This window comes from Marinobacterium sp. YM272 (assembly GCF_050908845.1).
Classification (GTDB): domain Bacteria; phylum Pseudomonadota; class Gammaproteobacteria; order Pseudomonadales; family Balneatricaceae; genus Marinobacterium_D.
The window spans coordinates 1,343,491-1,364,264 of record NZ_CP194171.1 but is presented as its reverse complement, the minus strand read 5'-3'; the positions used below and the strand labels follow the sequence as shown (position 1 = coordinate 1,364,264).

Below are 20,774 nucleotides of genomic sequence, written 5' to 3'. Positions count from 1 at the left end.
CGTAAGCCTTCCACCCCACGAGCGCAGCGATCCACTCCGGCATGAGCATCCCAAACGAAAAGAAAAACACCCTCGAAGAACTGAGCAGCGCGTTGACCAGCGACGAGCTCAAGCGCATGCGCTTCATGCTCAACAAGGGATTGCGTCCGGTTGAAGCGGCCAAGCTGCTGGAAAAGACCCCGCCACGGGAAAGGCAGATCCTCTGGAACCTGATCAGCAAGGAAAACGAGGGTAAGGTTCTTCAGCACCTCGGTGACGATGTCCAGAGCGATATTCTCAGCCGCATGGATGCCAACGAACTGCTTACCGTCACCGAAGGTCTCGACTCCGACGATGTCGCCGACATGATGCAGCAGATGCCCGACCGGGTGATGAAAGAGCTGCTTCGCATCATGGACAAGCAGAACCGCAAGCGCGTCGAAAAACTGCTTTCCTACCCGGAGGATACCGCCGGCGGCCTGATGAACACCGATACGGTCACCATTCGTCCGGATATCACCGTCGAAACCGTACTGCGCTACCTGCGTCGTCACACCGAAGTGCCTCAATCCACCGACAGCCTGTTTGTGGTCAGCCGCAAGGACTCATTTATCGGCTCGCTGCCGCTGACCCGGCTGTTGACGTCCGACCCGCAGGTGATGGTTCGCGAAATCATGCTGACCGAGCTGGCGGGGATTCCCGCCGACCTGCCGGACCAGGAAGTTGCCCGCCTGTTCGAGGACGAGGACCTGGTATCTGCGCCGGTGATCGACGAAAACGGTAAACTGCTCGGCCGTATCACCATCGATGACGTGGTCGACGTCATCCGCGAGGATGCCGACCACTCGCTGATGAGCATGGCAGGCCTTGACGAGGACGAAGACACCTTCGCCCCGGTCATGCGTACCACCCGACGCCGGGCGGTCTGGCTGGGCATCAACCTGATCACCGCCTTTATCGCTTCGGCGGTGATCGGCCTGTTTGAGGACACCCTGGAACAGGTGGTCGCACTGGCGGTGCTGATGCCGATTGTCGCCTCCATGGGCGGCATCGCCGGCAGCCAGACCCTGACACTGGTGATCAGGGGACAAGCGCTGGGACATATAGAGCGCGGCAATATCGGCTGGCTGTTCAATCGCGAGCTGATTGCCGGCGCACTCAATGGTACCCTCTGGGCACTGGTGGTGGCCGGCGTGGCCATGGTCTGGTTTGGCGACACCACCGTCGGCCTGGTGATCGCACTGGCGATAGTGATCAACCTGCTTGCCGGGGCGATGGCCGGCACCCTGCTGCCGATGGCTCTCAAGTCGGCGGGTATAGACCCGGCCCTGGCCGGTAGCGTGCTGCTGACAACGATCACCGATGTGGTCGGTTTCTTTGCATTCCTGGGTCTGGCGACCCTGTTTTTTGGTTAGGTCAATGAGCGATTTCAAAGATAGCCAGGAATACCCTGGCGATGAAGAAGACTGGGGCCCCAGTCGCAGTCAGGTAAAACGGGACATGGAAGCTCTGCAGGAGCTGGGCCGGCAGATTACCGAGCTGAACCCGGAACAGCAGGCCCAGGTGCCGATGGGAGAACGCCTTGCCAGCGCGGTTGCCGAGATGCGCCGCATCAGCGCCAACGGCGCGAAGAAGCGCCAGCTGCAGTTTATCGGCAAGCTGATGCGCACCGAGGATGCCGACGCGATCCGTGAAGCGATTCAACGTTTCGACTCGGCAAGTGCGGCCCATAACCAGCACTTTCATGCCCTGGAAAAATGGCGCGACCAGCTGATCGACGGCGACAACGATGTGCTCCAGCGCTATATCGAAGAGCACCCCGCAGCGGATATCCAGCACCTGCGCCAACTGGTGCGCAACGCGAAGAAAGAGCGCCAGCAGAACAAACCGCCGGCCCAGGCACGCAAGCTGTTCCGCTACCTGCGTGAGATCAGCGAGGGTAACTGAGCTCTCAGCGGCTTATTCAGCAGCGGTCGCGACGGTGCTGCCACACCGGCATCTGCGACCGCAGTTTGTGTAGCGCCTTCAGGTCGATATCGGCCAGGGCCAGCCCCGCTCCCTGAACGTGTGACGCCATCACCTCGCCCCAGGGGTCCACAACCATAGAGTGCCCCCAGGTTTCCCGGGTACGCGAATGCCAGCCGCCCTGATCCGCTCCCAGGCAGTAGCACTGGGTTTCGATCGCCCGCGCCCGCAGCAGCACCTCCCAGTGAGCCTTTCCGGTCACGGCGGTAAAGGCCGAGGGCACCAGCAGCAGTTCCGCACCAAGCTCACGCAGGCGCTGATAATGCAGCGGGAAGCGCAGGTCGTAGCAGACACTCAGACCCAGCACACCCAGCGGCGAATCCACTACCAGCACCTCATCACCGGGCTCGAAACGATCCGATTCGCGGTAGCGCGACTGCGCATCCCCCACATCCACATCAAACAGGTGCCGCTTGTCGTAGCGGGCAACCACCTCGCCCTGGTCGTTGAACACCAGCATGCGACTGCGTACACGGCCATCGGGTACCCGGGAGCCATCGGGACGGTCCACCGCCGGCAGGCTGCCGGCAATAACCCAGAGACCCAGATGCCGGGCCTGTTCGGCGAGCCAGGATTCCAATACTCTGGACTCAAGCTCCGCCTCCGCCAGCGCCAGCACCGACACACTGTCGAAAAGGGCAAAATTTTCCGGCAACAGCGCCAGCCTGGCACCGGCATCCGCCGCCTGCTCCAGCAGCGCCTGCGCCTGCTTCAGATTGGCCTCCACGTCCACCGTGGAGACCATCTGTACCACTGCAACCCGACTCATCGGAATACCTCCTCCCGCTGCCTGGGTGGCGCCGTTTCAAGCTCCACCTGCGGGTCACTCCAGTCACCACTGAGGTGATACCTCAACGTCGTCACCTGCTCCAGTTTGTCACCGATCAGACGATCGATAAGAAACACCGCGCCAGCCACCTGTGGCGCACCGAGCAGAACAGCCGCGAACGGCACATTGCTGGTTAACGGCAGCACCACCTCGATATCCTTATCCACCGTCTCCCGGTTGAAATCGATACGGCCACTGGCTTTCAGGTTAGCCGAGGGGCCCTCCATCAGCAGCGGCGCCTCGCTGCTGGCGACGCCGTTATCAAAACGATAGTCCGCTGCCAGACGGTCAAAGGCCACGCCTTTTTCAAACAGATCGCTGAAATCCAGACGTAAGCGCCGCCCCAGGGTATTGAAATTAAGGATACCGAACACGCGCAACAGGTTGGCGCTGTTACCGGATTCGATCAAATGGCCGTCCTTGAGAAGTAGCTGAGCCGAGCCATCCAGAGTATCACTGTTGATCTCCCAGGGTGATCCGGTCCACTCCAGCTGCAGATCGGCATTCAGCAACTGACTGTCGAGTGTTTTCGCCATGCCCCAGAGCTCTAGCTGCTCGCCTATGTCCTGCCCCTCAATTTTCAGGGTCATGCCGGTCCTGTCTTCGTCCTGGCGCAACCAGCTCATCTCGCCGCGCACACTCACCTGGCTCATCTGGCCTCGAATATCACGCAACCTGACGCTGTTGACGTCCGGTCGCAGCTGAGCGCTCCAGCGTCCAAGGGGACGTTCCTTGTAGATCAGATCAAGCACCGACAGATCAATCGCCGGCAGGTCATCAAAATTGAGCGCCGCGCCCGAGGCAGGCTTTGCCGGCGTTTCGGCCCCAGGCGCTTGGGCGACGATCTCAAGCCGCTGCAGGGCCACTTCCATCGGGGTATCGTCATCCGGCAGAATCACCTGTCCCTGCAGCGTTGGCCCGGACAACTGCAGCAGCCAGCCCAGATCAGCCGGTGAAAGACTGGCCGATACATTGTCGATCTCCAGGGCTCCAATCCCAAAGCGGTCAACCTGAAGCGCCACCTGCTTCAGAGCCCCGGCCCCGCTGCCGGCACCGCCCTGCGGCCCCTCAGCCTCTGGCGGGGCGATACTTTCCAGGCGATCCAGCAGGTCACTGATGTCACTGAGCTCAAGCCGCTCCATCACAGCTTCGACATAGAGACCGGGGGTGGAGCGAAGCTCAGGGGTACCCGCCCCCACAGACAGGGTTCCCGTCACAGGACCCGGCGAGAGGTCAAAAATACCCTTGAGCAGCCCAGCGTAGTCGAAGCTTAATTGCGCACTGCCCAGCGGCACCTGAATACCCAGGGAGCGTTGCGCATCTGACGCAAGTCCAAACCCGGCCGGCAGATCCACAGCCACCCCCTGCAACGTCGAGGTGAGCTCAAACCGGCTGCCGCACTGGACCTTGCCGTTACAGAGGATAAGCCAGGCATCATAGGCCAGATCACCGCTGACCAGCCGCAGGGGCGCTACACCACTCCACTCCCTGACCTTCGCTACGGGGGACGAGCCGGAGAGTTTGACGCTGGTGACACCGTCCCGGGTTTCGATCCGCCCGCTCAGGGGTTCGCCAAACAGGCTCCCCTCCAGTGCATCACTGCTAAGCCCCTCTTCGGTAGAAAACCTGACATTGCCATTCAGATTCTCCAGCTGAAGGTTCAACGACTCCGATACCAGTGAGCCACCGGCTAACCGCGACCTGACATCCACCTGCGCCTCGGCCTTGCCCCCCTCCCTGTGTATAACCGGCACTGCCAGCACCAGAGAGGTACTCAGCTCGCCACCCAGGCGCCAGTCGGCCATGCCATCGCCGATCACCTCACGCAGGGGATCAAGCGCCAGCACCTGGTTCAGGTCATCGGCCGGCCCCTGCAGCTGGAAAGCCAGTTGCAGCTGATCCTGGTGCAGCGGCTTGTAGGCCCAGCCCGAATCAACACGGGTGTTCATCAGGGTGCCTGAGCGCACATCGGCCCGCAGGTCACCGTTACGTAGATAGAGAAACAGATCAGCGTCGCTGACTTTCGGCCAGCTGGCATCGTAATTGAGTGTTGCCTGGCCGATATCGAAAAACAGCTGCACGCTGGGGTGACTGGACTGCTCCAGCCTGCGCGTGCCGCCATGCAGCACAAGCCCGGCCTGACGCACATCGCCCGCTTCTATTGCACTGCCAAGCCAGGCGTGCAGCCCCTGCCCCACCTCTTTGGCCGGGGTAAACCGCTGTGCCTGAGTTCCATCGGAGTCGCGCATGCCGATCATCAGTGTCAGTTCGGTCTGCTGCTCCCGACTGTAGGGAATATGGATACTGAACCGCCCTTCTGCACTGACACTGTCATCACTCAAGTGCAGCAGTTCACTGCTGATCAGCGCGGCATCCGGCGTCAGCGACCAGGCGATAACACCGCCGGCACTGTCGAAACGCCAGCCCTCGTCGTACAGCCTGGGAAAATGCAGGCCGAACTGCTCGGATTGCAGGTGCAGTCGGCCGCCGCTCAGATCCGCCTCGACAAGGCCTGAAGCCCCCGCAATAGCGGGCGCACCATAATAGGCCTCAACACTGAGATCCCGGGCATCGGCCCTGGCTTTGAACGCCTTGAGTGGGACGCCACTCTCCCAGTCGAGGACAATATTGGCCAGGGTGCCGGCGGGGGACAGGGCGGATAACGCTTGTGCCGCCTTTTCCGGCAGCCAGGGCTGCGCCAGGAACCAGGCATTCAGATGCTCCAGCGTCAACTGAGGTAGCGCCAGGCGCCGCAGCACCGGCTTGCCCTCGACCATCTGTGCATTCAGGACCAGCTGCGGCAGATCCAGTGCCTGTTCCCGGGAGTTCAGGTGAATCCGGTTAAGCTGCAGCTGGTAACCTTCTGCCTGCTTGAACAGCGCAAAATCCAGAGTGCTGTTACTCAGCTCAACCTGTGCCGACTCCTCACCATAGAGCAGACGACCCAGCGCGGCTCTACCCTGCAACCACTGCAACTGACCTTTGCCCCAGCGCCCCCAGAACTCGGTGCCGGCACGCAGCTGCTTCAGGGGCAGATTCACATCCACCAGGGTCAGCAGTTCGGGCCCCAGTGAATCGAGCTTGAGATAGAAGGGGTAATCCCCCTGCAGCGGATCTTCGGGCGTGCCCTGAAACTGCACCGCGAAGTGCAGCTGGGAGTCCTCACCCAGCCCCTTGACCCGCAACTGGCCGCTCAACTGATGCTCATCGCCGGCGTTTTCCAACAGCGCATCAACCGCCTCAAGGCGCCGCGAGGTGCCCTGTTCCGGCTGTAAACGGAGATTGGCCTGGCGAATGCCGACCTGTGGCTGGCTAAGCAGCAGATTAAGCAGCCGGCTCCAGCCCTGCTCGCTGAGACCGCTGCTGCTCTGGCCGATTCCGGGACGGTGCAGCCAGTGGCCGTCACGTTGACTCCAGATGCCGCTCGGGGCGACCACATCCAACTGTTTGAAAATCGGTTGCAGGCGCAGCAGCGAGCGCCAGGGGTCGAGTTTTACGTCGATACGGGCGATGCTGAGCCGCACCTCGGGGCCGCTCTCACCGGCATTTTTCACCCGGATCTGGTGCAGAGTCGCAGTGGGAAAGTAGCCATCCCACTGAGCCTCCAGCGAGTCGATGCTCAAGCCGATACCGAGCCGCTCGCCCACATAAGCGGCGATCTCCTCAGGGTAATCGCCCACCTTGGGCAGCGCCATGCGCAGGCCGATCAGCACCAGCCCTAACAGCATGGCCAGCATCAAACTCCACCAGAGCAGGTGTTTGACCGAAGCCTTGAGCATGGCTCACCCGCCCTTAGCGCAGCACAACGTCGAAATGTTCGGGGTTATACATCGGCTCGATCTGGAAGCGAATGGTTTTACCGATAAACACCTCAAGCTCCGCCACGTGATCCGATGCATCGTCGACCAGGTAATCCACCACGCGCTGGTTCGCCAGGACCAGGTATGAATCGGTATCGTAGGCACGGTGTTGGCGCAGGATTTCGCGGAAGATCTCGTAGCAGACTGTTTCCGGCGTACGGATAGAGCCGCGTCCCTCGCACTGCTGACAGGGCTCACAGAGCACCTGCTCCAGGCTCTCGCGGGTACGTTTGCGGGTCATCTCCACCAGGCCAAGCTCGGACACACCGGTCACCTTGCACTTGGCATAATCCTTTTCCAGTACACGTTCGAGCGTACGCAGCACCTGACGCTGATGATCCACATCCTCCATATCGATGAAATCGATGATGATGATGCCGCCCAGGTTCCTCAGGCGCAGCTGACGACCGATGGCGGTGGCCGCCTCCAGGTTGGTTTTGAAGATCGTCTCTTCCAGGTTACGGTGACCGACGAACGCACCGGTATTCACGTCCACCGTGGTCATTGCCTCGGTCTGGTCGAAAATCAGGTAGCCGCCCGATTTCAGCTCCACCTTGCGACCCAGGGCTTTCTGCACCTCTTCCTCGACATTAAACAGGTCGAATATAGGCCGCTCACCTGGGTAATACTCCAGCTTGTCCTCGATCTCCGGCACCAGAGAGCGGGAAAACTCGATCGCCTTCTGGAAGGTCTCGCGGGAATCGATGCGGATACGCTCAACGCCGGCATGGGCCATATCCCGCAGTGCCCGCATATTCAGCGGCAGATCTTCATACACCGCGGCTGGCGCCTTCACCTGCTCGATACGCTCCTGAATGCTGCTCCAGAGGCGGCGCAAGAACTGAATATCCGATGCCAGTTCGGCGCTGCTGACCCGCTCGGCAACGGTACGCAGGATAAAGCCACACTCGCTTTCGCCCTCCTCCTCGTTCTCGGTGAGCTGCTGAATCAGACCGCGCAGGCGCTCACGCTCTTCGGCATCTTCAATCCGCTGGGACACGCCGATATGGGTATTACCCGGCATCAGCACCAGGTAACGCGACGGGATCGACAGATGGGTGGTCAGACGTGCGCCCTTGGTGCCGATCGGGTCCTTGGTGACCTGTACCAGCAGTGACTGCCCTTCGCGTAATACTTGGGAGATGGACAGGCTGGAACGGGTTTCTCCGGTCTGACTGCTGTCGACCACCTCGTCCACGTGGATAAATGCCGCGCGCTCCAGGCCAATATCGACAAAGGCCGCCTGCATGCCGGGCAGCACACGCACCACCTTGCCCTTGTAGATATTGCCCACGATGCCACGCCGCTTGACGCGCTCGATGTAGATCTCCTGCGGCATGCCGTTCTCAATGACCGCAACCCGCGTTTCCATCGGCGTAAAGTTGATTAGTATCTCTTCACCCATGCCGCTTCCCTTAGCCATCAGGCACTGCTAGCCGGCACTGTCTGCCAGACCTTGATATTGAATTCTTTTAGTATGGTCGCGGTTTGCGCCAATGGCAGACCCACCACGGCCGAATAGCTGCCGCTGATAGATTCCACAAACACGGCACCGAGCCCCTGAATACCATAACTACCCGCCTTATCCACAGGCTCACCGCTGGCCCAGTACTGCCGTGCACAGTGCTCATCGAAGTCGATAAAGCTCACTTCTGTTATCACCGTTTCGACACGGCAGTGATCGCCGTTCGCAACAGCGACGCCGGTCATCACCTGGTGACGCCTGCCGGACAGTCGCAGCAGCGTCCTTACAGCATCTTCCTCATCCGCCGGTTTGCCAAGGATTTCGCCATCGAGAATAACCGCCGTATCCGACCCAAGTGCCGGCCAGTCTGCGCCGCCGGCCTCAAATCCCCGCTGCGCCTTTTCCAGTGCCAGACGCTCAACGTACGCCCGGGGCGACTCGTTTAACCTGGGGGTTTCATCGATATCGACAGGCTGCACCCGGTGAGGCACACCGATCTGATCCAGTAATTCGCGGCGACGGGGTGAGGCTGAAGCAAGTACAAGTTGAGCCATCGTCGCTCCCGAATCAGGCTATGTGGAAAACGCGGCGGATATTGCGCAGCAGCAGGAACAGCCAGGGCCAGACCAGAGCGCTGACCGCTGCCGGCAACAGGAAGAACAGGGACTCGCTGGTGGTACCGGTAATGCCCTGCATCCAGTGGAAGAGTAACTGATTGATTCCCACCAACACCAGGATCAGGCCTGACTGCTGCCAGAGCGGAAACATCCGCATCCGCTTGTAGAGAACCAGAACGAGGAAGGCGATGATCGTCATCGACAGGGCGTTAAGACCCAGCACCGAGCCGCGCACCAGATCCATCACCAGACCGAGCAGGAAGGCACTGCTGACCCCTATGCGGTGGGGCAGCGCCATGGTCCAGTAGATCAGCACCAACACCACCCAGGCGGGACGTGCCCAGATCAGCATATCGGGCATCGGGATCTGACTCAGTACCAGACCGATAATAAAGGTACCGAAGATGATCAGCCCGCCGCCGGCGCGCTCTTCACTCACCGGCAACCTCCGGCGGTATCGCCACCGGTTCGGGTTTTCCGCCTACCAGCAGCAGGTGGCGGCTCTTGTCCAGGCGTGCGGCCGGTTTGGCGCGAACCTGCACAAACTGGAGACCAGGATCGCGTATCACCTCGGTCACCACTGCCACCGGATATCCCCGTGGAAAGCGATCGCCAAGCCCCGATGTCACCAGCAGGTCGCCCTCACGCACATCGGCGGTATCGGCCACATGCTCCAGTTCAAGCTCGCCCAGCACGCCCTTGCCGAGGGCGATGGCACGGAAACCGTTGCGGTTGACCTCCACCGGGATCGCTGCACGGGCATCGGTGATCAGCATGACCCGGGCGGTGTAGTGGGAGAGCGATACCACCTGCCCCATGATGCCACCGGCATCGAGTACCGGCTGCCCCTGGTAGACATCGTCCTCGGAGCCACGGTTGATGATCACCTCGTGCTGGAACGGATCCGGGTTGACGCCGATAAGCTCCACCAGACGGATCGGCTCATCGACCCGCTGACTGGCGCTCAAGAGTTCACGCAAACGGATATTTTCGGCGATCAGGGAGGCGTTTTGCTGCACCTTGCGCTCAAGCTGCAGGGCTTCCGAACGCAGGCGTTCGTTATCGCTGAGCAGGGTCGCGCGAGATACCACCACACTGGAGAGGTTGTCGGCGGCGCGGGAGGGCAGATCAACCAGCCACTGCAGAGGTGTGACGACCAGCGACATCCAGGCACGCCCCTCACGCATCTTCGACCAGTTCAGGTCGGCGACGATCAGCAGCACAGCCATCAGTATCAGAACGACAAAGAGGGCACGCGGTGCCCCCCCTCTAAAAATAGTCTTGATAACAGACCTCCGGTTTTGACTCTGTGCCACCGGCCTCGACGGTGACAAGTCGAAAACAGGTCACATCGTTATTATTCGTAGGTCAGCAGCTCGAAGGAGTGCTTGTCCAGCATCTCCAGCGCCTTACCACCACCCCGCGCTACGCAGGTCAGCGGATCTTCGGCAACAACCACCGGCAGTCCGGTTTCTTCGCTGATCAGACGGTCGATGTTGCGCAGCAGCGCACCACCACCGGTCAGCACGATACCGTGCTCGGCGATATCAGCCGCCAGCTCCGGCGGGCACTGCTCCAGTGCGCTCTTGACCGCCTGAACGATGGAGGACAGGGGCTCCTGCAGCGCTTCCAGGATCTCGTTGGAGTTCAGCGTGAAGCTGCGCGGGATACCTTCGGCGAGGTTGCGACCGCGCACGTCGATCTCGAACACTTCCGCCGTCGGGTAAGCGGTGCCTACCTCCTGCTTGATCCGCTCAGCGGTGGCCTCACCGATCAGGCTGCCGTAGTTACGACGCACGTAGGTGACAATCGCTTCATCGAAGCGGTCACCGCCTACACGTACAGACTCCGCATAAACGATACCGTTCAGAGAAATCACGGCGATTTCGGTGGTACCGCCACCGATATCCACAACCATGGAACCGCTGGCTTCATCCACCGGCATGCCGGCGCCGATCGCTGCTGCCATCGGCTCTTCGATCAGGTAGACCTCGCGGGCACCGGCACCGATGGCCGATTCCTTGATCGCGCGACGCTCAACCTGGGTGGATTTGCAGGGAACGCAGACCAGCACGCGCGGGCTCGGTGTCAGGAAAGAGTTGTCGTGCACCTTGCTGATGAAATACTGCAGCATCTTTTCGGTGACGTGAAAGTCGGCGATGACGCCATCTTTCATCGGCCGGATGGCGGTGATGTTACCCGGGGTACGGCCGAGCATACGCTTGGCGTCTGCACCGACGGCCGCAACCGATTTCTGGTTGCCGTTGACACGAATCGCAACCACCGAGGGCTCGTTAAGGACGATATCCTGATCACGTACGTATATAAGGGTGTTAGCGGTGCCCAGGTCGATGGACAGGTCACTGGAGAAAAGACCACGGATTTTCTTGAACATGAGAAGCGGATACCCTGAGGTTTGCCATCTGGCCGCCACGGGATGCAAACGGGCCGGGCGACATTACTGGCCAGAAGTCCTGAAAGGCGATAACTCTAACAATGGCGGGGATTTTGGGCAAGGAACAAATGTGGTAACTTACTGCGCTTCGAATTCCTATCCCGAACGTTTAGACAGCGAGAAGCGGACTTATGTCTCTGGACCGATCCGACGTGGAACGTATCGCCCATCTGGCACGCCTCCAGATCGATGAAAGCGATATCCCCGCCTACACCGAAAACCTCTCCAATATCCTTAATCTGATCGACCAGATGCAGCAGACGGACACCACCGGTGTCGCCCCTCTGGCCAACCCGCTCGACGCGGTACAGCGCCTGCGCGCCGATGAGGTTACCGAGCCCAACCAGCGTGAACAGCTGCAGGCGGCGGCTCCTGCCGTCGAAGACGGACTGTTCCTGGTCCCGAAAGTGATCGAGTAATCCGGCTTCAGTTTTCAAGGAATAGCGAACCATGTTTGATAAGACACTGGCCGAACTGGCAGCCGGCCTGCGCAACGGCGATTTCACCAGCACCGAGCTGACCCAGGCCTGGCTTGAGCGCATCAAGGCCGAAGACAGCAAATACAACAGCTACATCACCGTGACCGAAGAGGAAGCGCTGGCGCAGGCGAAAGCCGCCGACGAAGCCTTCGCCGCCGGTACCGCGGGCCCGTTCACCGGCCTGCCGATCGCCCATAAGGATCTGTTCTGCACCCAGGGCGTGCGCACCAGCTGCGCATCGAAGATGCTGGATAACTTTATCTCCCCCTACGACGGCACCATGGTGGCCAAATTCAAGCAGGCCGGCGCGGTCATGCTGGGCAAGACCAACATGGACGAGTTCGCCATGGGCGGCTCCAACGAGTCCAGCTACTACGGCCCGGCCCGCAACCCCTGGGATACCGACCGTGTACCGGGCGGCTCCTCCGGCGGTTCAGGTGCTGCTGTGGCAGCACACCTGGCCCCTGCAGCCACCGGCTCCGACACCGGCGGCTCCATCCGCCAGCCCGCGGCTCTTTGCGGCATCACCGGCCTGAAGCCGACCTACGGCCGCGTCTCCCGCTACGGCATGGTCGCCTTTGCATCCTCTCTCGACCAGATCGGCCCGATGGCGCACACCGCCGAAGACTGCGCCATGATGCTCAACGTGATGGCCGGTTTCGATCCGATGGATTCCACCAGCGTGGACCGCGAAGTGCCGGATTACACCGCCACGCTGAACGAACCGCTGGCCGGCCTGAAGATCGGTCTGCCGAAAGAGTACTTCACCGATACGCTCGACCCGCAGGTGGCCGAGCAGGTACGTAACGCCGTGGCCGAGTTCGAAAAGATGGGTGCCACGGTCAAAGAGGTCAGCCTGCCGCGTACCGAGCTGTCGATCCCGGCTTACTACATCATCGCGCCGGCCGAAGCCTCCTCCAACCTGTCCCGCTTTGACGGCGTGCGCTACGGCTACCGCTGCGAAGACCCGAAAGACCTGGAAGACATGTACAAGCGCAGCCGTGGCGAAGGCTTCGGCGACGAGGTCAAGCGCCGCATCATGGTCGGCACCTACGCCCTCTGCGCCGGCTACTACGACGCCTACTACAACAAGGCGCAGCAGATCCGCCGCCTGATCCAGCAGGATTTTGCCAAGGTACTGGAAGAGGTTGATGTCATCATGGCGCCGACTACCCCGCACCCGGCGTTCAAGATCGGCGAAAAGAGCAACGACCCGGTCAGCATGTACATGGAAGATATCTACACCCTGTCGCTGAACCTGGCCGGCCTGCCGGGCATGTCCGTGCCCTGTGGACAGGTTGAGGGGCTGCCCGTCGGCCTGCAGATCATCGGCGACCACTTTGCCGAAGCGAAGCTGCTTAACGTGGCACACCAGTACCAGCAGGCAACTGACTGGCATAAACAGGCACCGGCTGGCATCTGAGAGGTTTGACTACGATGGAATGGGAAGTTGTTATCGGGCTGGAGATTCACGTCCAGCTCTCCACTACGACCAAGATTTTCTCCGGCGCCAGCACCGCTTTTGGCGCGGAGCCGAACACCCAGGCCTGCGCCGTTGACCTGGCGCTGCCGGGCACCCTGCCGGTGTTCAACGAAAACGCCCTGCGCATGGCCGTGATGTTCGGCCTGGCAGTGAACGCAGAGATCGGCAAACGCTCCGTGTTTGAGCGCAAGAACTACTTCTACCCGGATCTGCCCAAGGGCTACCAGACCACCCAGCTGGCCGAGCCGATCGTCGGCCCCGGCTTTGTGGATATCGAGACCGACGAGGGCGTGCAGCGCCGCGTACGCCTGCATCACGCCCACCTGGAAGAGGATGCGGGCAAGTCCCTGCATGAAGATTTCCACGGCATGTCCGGTATCGACCTGAACCGTGCCGGCACCCCGCTGGTGGAGATCGTCTCCGAGCCGGATATGCGCTCCTCCAAGGAAGCCGCCGCCTACGCCCGCAAGATCCACGCGATCGTCACCACCCTGGGCATCTGCGACGGCAACATGGCCGAAGGCTCCATGCGCTGCGACTGCAACGTCTCCGTGCGCCCGAAAGGTCAGGAAGAGTACGGTACCCGCACCGAGCTGAAGAACATCAACTCGTTCCGCTTTATCGAGCGCGCCATCGACACCGAAGTGGCGCGTCAGATCGACCTGATCGAGGATGGCGGCACGGTGGTACAGGAAACCCGCCTGTACGATCCGGACAAAAACCAGACCCGCAGCATGCGCTCGAAAGAGGATGCCAACGACTACCGTTACTTCCCCTGCCCAGACCTGCTGCCGGTGGTGATCGACGACAGCTACATCGACGCGATCCGCGAAACCCTGCCGGAGCTGCCGGACGCTCGCCGTGAGCGTTTTATCAGCGAGTACAAACTCTCCGACTACGACGCCGGCGTACTCTCCGGTTACAGCGCCCAGGCGGACTACTACGAAGCGGTAGTCAGTGCCTGCGGCGATACCAAGCTGGCGGCGAACTGGGTCATGGGCGAACTCGCCAAGTATCTGAACCAGAACGATACCGATATCAAGCAAAGCCCGGTATCGGCGGATCAGCTCGGCGGCCTGCTGGTACGCATCAAGGACAACACCATCTCCGGCAATATCGCCAAGAAGGTGTTCGAGCTGATGTGGAGCAAAGGCGGCAGCGCGGACGAGATCATCGAAGCGGAAGGCCTGAAGCAGGTTACCGACACCGGCGCGATCGAAAAGATCGTCGACGATGTGATCGCCAATGCCACCAAGCAGGTTGAGCAGTACAAGGCTGCCGAGCCCGAGAAGCGCGGCAAGATGCTTGGCTTCTTTATGGGCCAGGTGATGAAGGCCACCGGCGGCAAGGCCAACCCTGGCGCCGTCACCGGTATCCTGAAGCAGAAGCTCGACGCGCTCTGCGACTGACCCAGCTGATGGAGAAGCCCGCAGCGGGCTTCTCCATCTTCTCGTTTCACCTCAACAAACAGCGACGCCAACGCTGTGCACTTTGCGACAACCGCCCACCCCGTTCTCACCCCTGAAAACCTAACCCTCTGTTTTGCAAGCCCCGCAATCCAGACGCCCTGCTGGCACCGGTTTTGCTGCCTGTCATACAGATGAGCCTGAAACGACAACCCCAACACCAGGCACGTCATGTTGAGAAAAAAGCGGTTGAAATTTAATTAATACGAACTATTATCATTACCAATACTATTTGAACACCCATACTCTATAGTTTGAGCAAAAGGGGGCGCCATGTACGTGTGCATCTGCAACAACATCACCGAACGCGAGGTTCAACAGGCGATAGACGACGGCGCCAGCAGCGTGCGTGATCTTAACCGCTCGCTGAGCGTCGGCAGTGAGTGCGGCAAATGCACCTGTACCGCCCGCCAGATACTCAAGCGCGAGCAGGCCGAACGTGCCCTGGCTCTCGCGGTGCCTGCCTGACAGCAGGCATCCGCCCCTCCTCCGGGCCGCAAACGCCATTCCCCTAAGCTATACTCCTGTGACAGGGCTACTCACCCGCCCAGCCGCCGTTAAACGTTTGCAACGACGCAAAAGGAGTTCTTAATGCAAGGTGATAAAGCGCTGGTTCGCCGACTGAACAAAGTGCTCACAATCGAACTGACCTCAATCAACCAGTACTTTCTCCATGCCCGGATGTACAAGAACTGGGGATTGGAAAAGCTCAATCACGCGGCCTACAAAAAATCGATCCTGGATATGAAACAGGCAGATGAGCTGATCGAGCGCATCCTGTTTCTGGAAGGGCTGCCCAACCTGCAACAACTCGAACGACTACGTATCGGCGAACACTGCGCCGAGATGATGCAGTGCGACCTGGACCTGGAAATGGACCAGCTGACGCTTCTGCGCGAAGTCATCGCCGAGTGCGAGGCTGCCGGAGATTATGTCAGCCGCCACCTGCTGGTGGAGATCCTGGAGAGCGAAGAGGCGTACGTCGACTGGATCGAAGCTCAGCAGCACCTGATCCGGGAGACCGGCATCGAGAACTATCTGCAGTCCGCCATCGAGAAGGAATAAGTGATGCAAGGTAAAAAGAAAGTCATCAACGCCCTGAACAAACTGCTGGCCGGCGAGCTGGCCGCCATGGACCAGTACTTCATCCACTCGGAAATGTATGACGACTGGGGGCTGACCAAACTTTACGAGCGTATCTCTCACGAATTCGATGACGAAAAAGGCCATGCCAAGGCGATCATCGCCCGCATCCTCTTTCTTGAGGGAACCCCCGACCTGGTCACCCGCGAGCCGATCCACGTGGGCAAGGACGTGCCCGAAATGCTGCGCAACGACCTGAACACCGAATACACCGTGGCGAAAAACCTAAAAGAGGTGATTCAGCTCTGTGAAGAGGAACAGGATTACCAGACCCGCGAGATGCTGCGCCAGCAGCTGGAAGACACCGAGGAAGATCACGCCTATTGGCTGGAGAAACAGCTTGGCCTGATCGACAGGGTTGGCCTGAAGAACTACCAGCAGTCACAGATGTAAACTGGCCCGCACCTTCAGAAAAGGCAGATCTTCAGGTCTGCCTTTTTTGTTACCGGCAGCCAGCAACAGAAAGAGATCTCGAACGCAGGGCTTACAGGCTGATCCGCAGGCAAAAAAAACCCGCCAGGGCGGCGGGTGAATGTGTGTGATAAAGCCGATGTCTGTCCACATACCAGAACAGAGCAATCCAGTCTCGGGGGAGAGACTGCATGAGCAATATCGAGTATAGTCCTTATCAAACTATATAAAATTCGAATTTAATCTCACCTCTCTTCGAAATTTTCGAATGCGCATTCATAACCTTAACTTTCGCCACCTGCGCTATTTCATGGTCGTCGCCCAGGAGGGCACCATCGCCCGGGCCAGCAAACGCCTGAACCTGACGCCGCAGACCATCTCGGGGCAGCTGAAAGTGCTCGAAGAGATGCTGGAAATAGAGCTGTTTGAGCGCCATGGCCGACGCCTTGACCTGACCGACGCCGGTCGTCAGGCACTGGAGTATGCCGAAGAGATCTTCAGCCTCGGTGAGGCGATGCAGCTGCAGCTGCATGATGCGGGCAACCAGCGGATCAACTGCGCCGTCGGTATCGCCGATGTGGTTCCCAAAAGCATCGCCTACAAACTGCTGGCACCGGCTCTGGAACTGGAGGAGCCGGTTCACCTGGAGTGTCGGGAAGGATCAATGGAAGCGCTGCTGGGTGATCTGATCGCCAACCGGGTCGATCTGATTCTGGCCGACCGTCCCATCGACGCCAGCACCCATGTGCGCGCCTACAACCATCTGTTGGGTGAAACCGGCATCAGCATGTTCGCAAGCCCGGCCCTGGCCGCACACTACCGGGAAGAGTTTCCCGCCCGGCTCAATGATGCACCACTGCTGCTGCCCACCGACGACAGCGTCGCCGGCGCCAACATCATGAAGTGGTTCCGCGCCCGGCACCTCGAGCCATCCGTGCGTGTGCAGTGTGCCGACTCGGCGCTGATCGACATCTTCGGTCAGGCCGGCACCGGCCTGTTCTGCGGCCCTTCCGTACTGGAAAGCGAGCTGCAGCGCCAGCACAGCGTTGAGGTCATCGGTCGACTGGAGGGATTGCGGGAGCGCTATTACGCTATCTCGCTGGAGCGGCAGATCCGCCATCCCGGTGTGCAGGCGATTACACACCGGGCCCGCGAACTGCTTTCCGAAACCGGGTCAGAGAACTAATTCGGCCAGTGAGTCGATAACCCGATCCGCGCCCGCACTTTCGATGGGCGCCCCCTTGTTGTAGCCGTAGCTGACGCAGATGACCGGACAGCCGGCGCCGCGGGCGGCGGCCACATCAACCGATGAATCACCGATCATCAACGCCTTATCCGCCGCAGCCTGCAGACGATCGCAGGCATACAACAGCGGCGCCGCCGAGGGCTTCTTCTCAGCCAGGGTATCGCCGGCCACGACGACAGAGAAGTAGGCCGCAAGACCAAGCTGCTCCAGCAACGGCCCGGTGAAGCTGCCGGGCTTATTGGTGACCACGGCCATCGGCACACCCTGGTGACGGTAGTGTTCCAGCAGCTCCGCCACGCCGGGATAGACCTGACTGGTACGGCCATTAGCCTGGGCATAGGCACCGAAGAACAGCTCTCTCGCCACCGGGAAGAGCTCTTCGTTTTCCTCATCGAGCTGCACCTCAACGCTTCCGCTCAGCGCCCGTTTAACGAGCGTATCGGCGCCATTACCCACCCACTGACGCACAGCGTCGATGCCCGCCGGAGCACGCCCCAGCGCCTCCAGCATCTGATCCACCGCCCGCGCCAGATCCGGCACGCTGTCCACCAGGGTGCCATCAAGGTCGAACAGGACAGCAGCCGGCGCGCTCACAGCATCAGCAGCCATCACTTAGCCTGAGCCAGCTCGGCGCGCATGCTGTCGATCGTCGCGCGGTAGTCATCGGTGTTGAAAATAGCCGAGCCGGCGACGAAGGTATCCGCCCCCGCAGCAGCAATTTCACGGATATTACCCACACCCACACCGCCATCGACCTCCAGGCGGATCGGCAGACCGCTGGCGTCGATGCGCTCACGCACCTGGCGCAGCTTCTCGAGCGTGGACGGAATAAATTTCTGCCCGCCAAAGCCGGGGTTTACCGACATCAACAGGATCATGTCGACCTTGTCCATGACATGATCGAGGTAGTGCAGCGGCGTGGCCGGGTTGAACACCAGCCCGGACTTGCAGCCACCGTCACGAATCATCTGCAGCGAACGATCGATATGATCGGATGCTTCCGGGTGGAAGGTGATATAGGTTGCACCGGCGTCGATAAAATCGCCGATCATCCGATCCACCGGCTTGACCATCAGGTGTACATCGATCGGCGCCTGGATACCGTGTTTACGCAGCGCCTTGCACACCATCGGGCCGATGGTCAGGTTGGGAACGTAGTGGTTGTCCATCACGTCAAAATGGACGATATCGGCACCGGCAGCCAATACCGCTTCAACCTCTTCACCCAAACGGGCAAAGTCGGCGGAAAGAATCGAGGGAGCAATCTTGTAATCTGTCATCGGGCAATCTACCGCTGTGCTTGGTTGGGTGGAGCGCTATTGTACAAAAGCCGGCGCAGGGTTTCAGCCTTGCCCGCAGCGACGCTGCCGCCGATAATCGGACCATGAACTCGCTGATTAACAAGACACTTATTACGCTCCTGCTCCTGTGCCCTGTTCAGGCCCGGGCAGCCGAGGAAGCAGAGAACACAGCTTCCGCTGCTGCACCGGGTATGGATATGGCCAAGCTGTATGAGGTAGAGCGCAGCAGTGCCGGTAACCTGCCGCTGGATTCACAGCTTAGAAAACTGCTGCCCGCCGATACCGTGGTTTTGACCATGGAGGTGGGCGAGCAGCGTTTTCATGCCCTGCGCCAGGAGGCCAATCGCGAGGACGCGGTCGGCGGGCTGCTGCTGGTGCCGGACCCGGCCATAGGACCTGCCTGGGTAAACCAGGTTGAAGCCCTGCGCTTTGACCTGGCACAGAAGGGCTGGCTGACCCTGGCTCTGGAGCCACCAGCCAGCGAACGCCCATCCCTGCCGGAACGTACCCTGCCGGTGATGCAGCCGATAAACGCCGGATCAGCCGGCGCATCGGGGGCAGTCCCATCGGACAGCGCGCAGCCGACGCCCGCTGCCGATACCGCACAGGAAACAAATGCCGAGCCGCCCGCCCCGTTCGCTGAGCGCTTTAGCGAGCGCATGGACCTGGTACTGGAGCAGCTGCGCAGCGAACCGTTGGAGCCCCTGGTTGTGATCAGTTTCGGGCGTGCCACGCCCTGGACCATCGACTATCTGCTTAGCCATCCCGAGCTCGACCTGGCTCTGGTGATGATCGATCCGCTGCCGGACAGCGCGCCTGACGCCCCCGTGCTGACGACACTCCTGGAATCGCTGGGTGACATGCGCATCGTCGATATCTACCACGCGCCCCTGCCCGGTTATCCCCGGGCTGCCCCCGATGCGCGTATCCGCAAGGACCTGGCGCGACGGGAAGGCTTAGCCAACTATCTGCAGTCGCCGGTGTCAGGCTCCTTTACCGGCTGGAATGACGAGATGCCCTGGCTGACCGCCAAGGTGCGTGGGCTGATTAAAGCGGGCATCCTCGCCCCTATCGCCGAGGAACAGGAAGAGGCGGCGGCCGCAGCGCCCGCGCCAGGGCAGAATCAGCCGGGCGCCAGGCCGATTAACTGATCCCGCCTGCGTGGCTGCGACCGATGCCAGGGCTTAACGCATGCCACGGGATTTGCGGATCTGGTCGTAGGCCGCCTGGATCTCCTGGGCCTGTTCTTTGGCCAGCTGCATCATCTCTTCCGGTAACCCCTTGGAAACCAGTTTGTCCGGATGGTGCTGACTCATCAGCTTACGCCAGGCGCGCTTGACCTCGGCATCACTGGCCGAGGGTTCCACCCCGAGCACACCATAGGCCTGCTCCAGCGATGCAGCGGAGTAGCCCTCCTGCTGCGCGTGAGACTGGTAGGCCTGTTCACGAAACGCCTGCTCAGCCCGCATCCGCGCCAGCAGCGCCTGTACTTCCCGGGGTGTAAAGTGAAGCTGCTGACAGATCTGCTGCAGCAGTGCCTGCTCATTGGGACTGATTTCGCCATCGGCCATGGCCGCCTGAAGCTGAATCTCAACAAACATCAATTTCAGCGAACTGCGGTTACGCATCAGTGCCGCAAGCGGCAGCAGCACCTTGGCGATATCAAAGTCCGGCTGCTTGCCCTCGGAAAAGTACTCGATCGCCTCACGGCGCTTCTCTTCACTGAGGTTCATCCGCGCCATCACTTCACGGGCGAAGTTGATCTCCACCTCGGACACCCGTCCATCAGCCTTGGCCACCTTGCCCATGACACTGAACGTGGCGCGAAAGAAAAGCTGCTGAGGGTTATAGGTTGAAGCGGTTTTCCTCAGCGCTGAATCGATCCAGTAGCCCAGCGCCCCACCCAGCAGAAGCCCTACGGGGCCACCACTGAACAGACCGATCAAGGCGCCGATACCCAGACCGGCCCGGTGGCGGTAGATTTTCTGACCCAGGGTTTCAGCACCTGTCATCTA

General features: G+C 60.5%; 20 protein-coding genes. 10 read left to right on the top strand and 10 right to left on the bottom strand.

Going from position 1 to position 20,774, the window contains the following annotated elements; genetic code table 11:
- Window positions 1–41 precede the first annotated feature (41 nt).
- Entirely contained in the window at window positions 42–1,394 is a 1,353-nt protein-coding gene (gene mgtE / locus ACQUQP_RS06295) for a magnesium transporter (RefSeq protein ID WP_432697950.1), read from the top strand.
- Between the two features lie 4 nt (window positions 1,395–1,398).
- A complete protein-coding gene (yjgA, locus tag ACQUQP_RS06290; RefSeq protein WP_432697949.1) occupies window positions 1,399–1,926 on the top strand; it encodes a ribosome biogenesis factor YjgA in 528 nt (175 codons plus the stop codon).
- 16 nt (window positions 1,927–1,942) lie between these two features.
- On the opposite strand, the gene ACQUQP_RS06285 is transcribed toward yjgA, so the two are convergent.
- The 7 genes from ACQUQP_RS06285 to ACQUQP_RS06255 form a co-directional block, all read right to left on the bottom strand.
- Complete coding sequence (locus tag ACQUQP_RS06285; protein ID WP_432697948.1) at window positions 1,943–2,773, bottom strand: carbon-nitrogen hydrolase family protein; 831 nt, start codon at window positions 2,771–2,773, stop codon at window positions 1,943–1,945.
- Entirely contained in the window at window positions 2,770–6,612 is a 3,843-nt protein-coding gene (locus ACQUQP_RS06280; RefSeq protein WP_432697947.1) for a YhdP family protein, read from the bottom strand. The genes ACQUQP_RS06285 and ACQUQP_RS06280 overlap by 4 nt, the downstream gene beginning before the upstream one ends.
- Window positions 6,613–6,625: 13 nt before the next feature.
- Window positions 6,626–8,098: a ribonuclease G gene (gene rng / locus ACQUQP_RS06275; RefSeq protein WP_432698684.1), complete on the bottom strand. Its 1,473-nt coding sequence runs from the start codon at window positions 8,096–8,098 to the stop codon at window positions 6,626–6,628.
- 17 nt (window positions 8,099–8,115) lie between these two features.
- A complete protein-coding gene (locus tag ACQUQP_RS06270; protein ID WP_432697946.1) occupies window positions 8,116–8,712 on the bottom strand; it encodes a Maf family protein in 597 nt (198 codons plus the stop codon).
- Window positions 8,713–8,725: 13 nt separating this feature from the next.
- Complete coding sequence (mreD, locus tag ACQUQP_RS06265) at window positions 8,726–9,214, bottom strand: rod shape-determining protein MreD (RefSeq protein ID WP_432697945.1); 489 nt, start codon at window positions 9,212–9,214, stop codon at window positions 8,726–8,728.
- Window positions 9,207–10,004, bottom strand: coding sequence for a rod shape-determining protein MreC (gene mreC / locus ACQUQP_RS06260; RefSeq protein ID WP_432697944.1), 798 nt, complete (start codon window positions 10,002–10,004; stop codon window positions 9,207–9,209). Before mreC ends, mreD begins: the two co-directional genes overlap by 8 nt.
- Window positions 10,005–10,132: 128 nt before the next feature.
- Entirely contained in the window at window positions 10,133–11,170 is a 1,038-nt protein-coding gene (locus ACQUQP_RS06255) for a rod shape-determining protein (protein WP_432697943.1), read from the bottom strand.
- A 191-nt stretch (window positions 11,171–11,361) separates the two neighbouring features.
- On the opposite strand from ACQUQP_RS06255, the gene gatC reads away from it, so the two are divergent.
- From gatC to nhaR, 7 genes are all read left to right on the top strand, one after another.
- Window positions 11,362–11,649, top strand: a complete 288-nt coding sequence (gene gatC / locus ACQUQP_RS06250; RefSeq protein WP_432697942.1) for an Asp-tRNA(Asn)/Glu-tRNA(Gln) amidotransferase subunit GatC — start codon at window positions 11,362–11,364, stop codon at window positions 11,647–11,649.
- 31 nt (window positions 11,650–11,680) lie between these two features.
- On the top strand, window positions 11,681–13,132 hold the full coding sequence (gene gatA / locus ACQUQP_RS06245) for an Asp-tRNA(Asn)/Glu-tRNA(Gln) amidotransferase subunit GatA (RefSeq protein ID WP_432697941.1): 1,452 nt from the start codon (window positions 11,681–11,683) through the stop codon (window positions 13,130–13,132).
- Window positions 13,133–13,146: 14 nt separating this feature from the next.
- Window positions 13,147–14,601: an Asp-tRNA(Asn)/Glu-tRNA(Gln) amidotransferase subunit GatB gene (gene gatB, locus ACQUQP_RS06240; protein WP_432697940.1), complete on the top strand. Its 1,455-nt coding sequence runs from the start codon at window positions 13,147–13,149 to the stop codon at window positions 14,599–14,601.
- 330 nt (window positions 14,602–14,931) lie between these two features.
- Window positions 14,932–15,126 (top strand): (2Fe-2S)-binding protein, encoded by a 195-nt coding sequence (locus ACQUQP_RS06235; RefSeq protein ID WP_432697939.1) that lies wholly within the window; start codon window positions 14,932–14,934, stop codon window positions 15,124–15,126.
- Between the two features lie 123 nt (window positions 15,127–15,249).
- On the top strand, window positions 15,250–15,723 hold the full coding sequence (bfr, locus tag ACQUQP_RS06230) for a bacterioferritin (RefSeq protein ID WP_432697938.1): 474 nt from the start codon (window positions 15,250–15,252) through the stop codon (window positions 15,721–15,723).
- 3 nt (window positions 15,724–15,726) lie between these two features.
- The gene (gene bfr, locus ACQUQP_RS06225) at window positions 15,727–16,194 is read left to right on the top strand and encodes a bacterioferritin (protein ID WP_432697937.1); all 468 of its coding nucleotides are present in this window, start codon (window positions 15,727–15,729) and stop codon (window positions 16,192–16,194) included.
- A gap of 286 nt (window positions 16,195–16,480) precedes the next feature.
- Window positions 16,481–17,398 (top strand): transcriptional activator NhaR, encoded by a 918-nt coding sequence (gene nhaR / locus ACQUQP_RS06220; RefSeq protein WP_432697936.1) that lies wholly within the window; start codon window positions 16,481–16,483, stop codon window positions 17,396–17,398.
- Here the strand turns inward: nhaR and ACQUQP_RS06215 are convergent.
- Complete coding sequence (locus ACQUQP_RS06215) at window positions 17,387–18,067, bottom strand: phosphoglycolate phosphatase (RefSeq protein ID WP_432697935.1); 681 nt, start codon at window positions 18,065–18,067, stop codon at window positions 17,387–17,389. The genes nhaR and ACQUQP_RS06215 overlap by 12 nt on opposite strands.
- Window positions 18,067–18,738: a ribulose-phosphate 3-epimerase gene (gene rpe, locus ACQUQP_RS06210; RefSeq protein ID WP_432697934.1), complete on the bottom strand. Its 672-nt coding sequence runs from the start codon at window positions 18,736–18,738 to the stop codon at window positions 18,067–18,069. The genes ACQUQP_RS06215 and rpe overlap by 1 nt, the downstream gene beginning before the upstream one ends.
- A 104-nt stretch (window positions 18,739–18,842) precedes the next feature.
- Between rpe and ACQUQP_RS06205 the strand changes: the two genes are divergently transcribed.
- Window positions 18,843–19,910, top strand: a complete 1,068-nt coding sequence (locus tag ACQUQP_RS06205) for a DUF3530 family protein (protein WP_432697933.1) — start codon at window positions 18,843–18,845, stop codon at window positions 19,908–19,910.
- A 33-nt stretch (window positions 19,911–19,943) separates the two neighbouring features.
- On the opposite strand, the gene djlA is transcribed toward ACQUQP_RS06205, so the two are convergent.
- A complete protein-coding gene (gene djlA, locus ACQUQP_RS06200; RefSeq protein ID WP_432697932.1) occupies window positions 19,944–20,771 on the bottom strand; it encodes a co-chaperone DjlA in 828 nt (275 codons plus the stop codon).
- Between the last annotated feature and the right edge of the window lie 3 nt (window positions 20,772–20,774).

What these genes read in the sequence shown, in the direction of transcription:
- yjgA (WP_432697949.1), top strand. Translation starts at nt 1,399, where the DNA reads ATGAGCGATTTCAAAGATAGCCAGGAATACCCTGGCGATGAAGAAGAC.
- nhaR (WP_432697936.1), top strand. Translation starts at nt 16,481, where the DNA reads ATGCGCATTCATAACCTTAACTTTCGCCACCTGCGCTATTTCATGGTC.
- gatA (WP_432697941.1), top strand. Translation starts at nt 11,681, where the DNA reads ATGTTTGATAAGACACTGGCCGAACTGGCAGCCGGCCTGCGCAACGGC.
- gatC (WP_432697942.1), top strand. Translation starts at nt 11,362, where the DNA reads ATGTCTCTGGACCGATCCGACGTGGAACGTATCGCCCATCTGGCACGC.
- mreC (WP_432697944.1), bottom strand. Translation starts at nt 10,004, where the DNA reads ATGGCTGTGCTGCTGATCGTCGCCGACCTGAACTGGTCGAAGATGCGT.
- rpe (WP_432697934.1), bottom strand. Translation starts at nt 18,738, where the DNA reads ATGACAGATTACAAGATTGCTCCCTCGATTCTTTCCGCCGACTTTGCC.
- mgtE (WP_432697950.1), top strand. Translation starts at nt 42, where the DNA reads ATGAGCATCCCAAACGAAAAGAAAAACACCCTCGAAGAACTGAGCAGC.
- ACQUQP_RS06205 (WP_432697933.1), top strand. Translation starts at nt 18,843, where the DNA reads ATGAACTCGCTGATTAACAAGACACTTATTACGCTCCTGCTCCTGTGC.
- ACQUQP_RS06285 (WP_432697948.1), bottom strand. Translation starts at nt 2,773, where the DNA reads ATGAGTCGGGTTGCAGTGGTACAGATGGTCTCCACGGTGGACGTGGAG.
- ACQUQP_RS06255 (WP_432697943.1), bottom strand. Translation starts at nt 11,170, where the DNA reads ATGTTCAAGAAAATCCGTGGTCTTTTCTCCAGTGACCTGTCCATCGAC.
- ACQUQP_RS06215 (WP_432697935.1), bottom strand. Translation starts at nt 18,067, where the DNA reads ATGGCTGCTGATGCTGTGAGCGCGCCGGCTGCTGTCCTGTTCGACCTT.
- djlA (WP_432697932.1), bottom strand. Translation starts at nt 20,771, where the DNA reads ATGACAGGTGCTGAAACCCTGGGTCAGAAAATCTACCGCCACCGGGCC.
- ACQUQP_RS06235 (WP_432697939.1), top strand. Translation starts at nt 14,932, where the DNA reads ATGTACGTGTGCATCTGCAACAACATCACCGAACGCGAGGTTCAACAG.
- ACQUQP_RS06280 (WP_432697947.1), bottom strand. Translation starts at nt 6,612, where the DNA reads ATGCTCAAGGCTTCGGTCAAACACCTGCTCTGGTGGAGTTTGATGCTG.
- gatB (WP_432697940.1), top strand. Translation starts at nt 13,147, where the DNA reads ATGGAATGGGAAGTTGTTATCGGGCTGGAGATTCACGTCCAGCTCTCC.
- bfr (WP_432697937.1), top strand. Translation starts at nt 15,727, where the DNA reads ATGCAAGGTAAAAAGAAAGTCATCAACGCCCTGAACAAACTGCTGGCC.
- rng (WP_432698684.1), bottom strand. Translation starts at nt 8,098, where the DNA reads ATGGGTGAAGAGATACTAATCAACTTTACGCCGATGGAAACGCGGGTT.
- bfr (WP_432697938.1), top strand. Translation starts at nt 15,250, where the DNA reads ATGCAAGGTGATAAAGCGCTGGTTCGCCGACTGAACAAAGTGCTCACA.
- ACQUQP_RS06270 (WP_432697946.1), bottom strand. Translation starts at nt 8,712, where the DNA reads ATGGCTCAACTTGTACTTGCTTCAGCCTCACCCCGTCGCCGCGAATTA.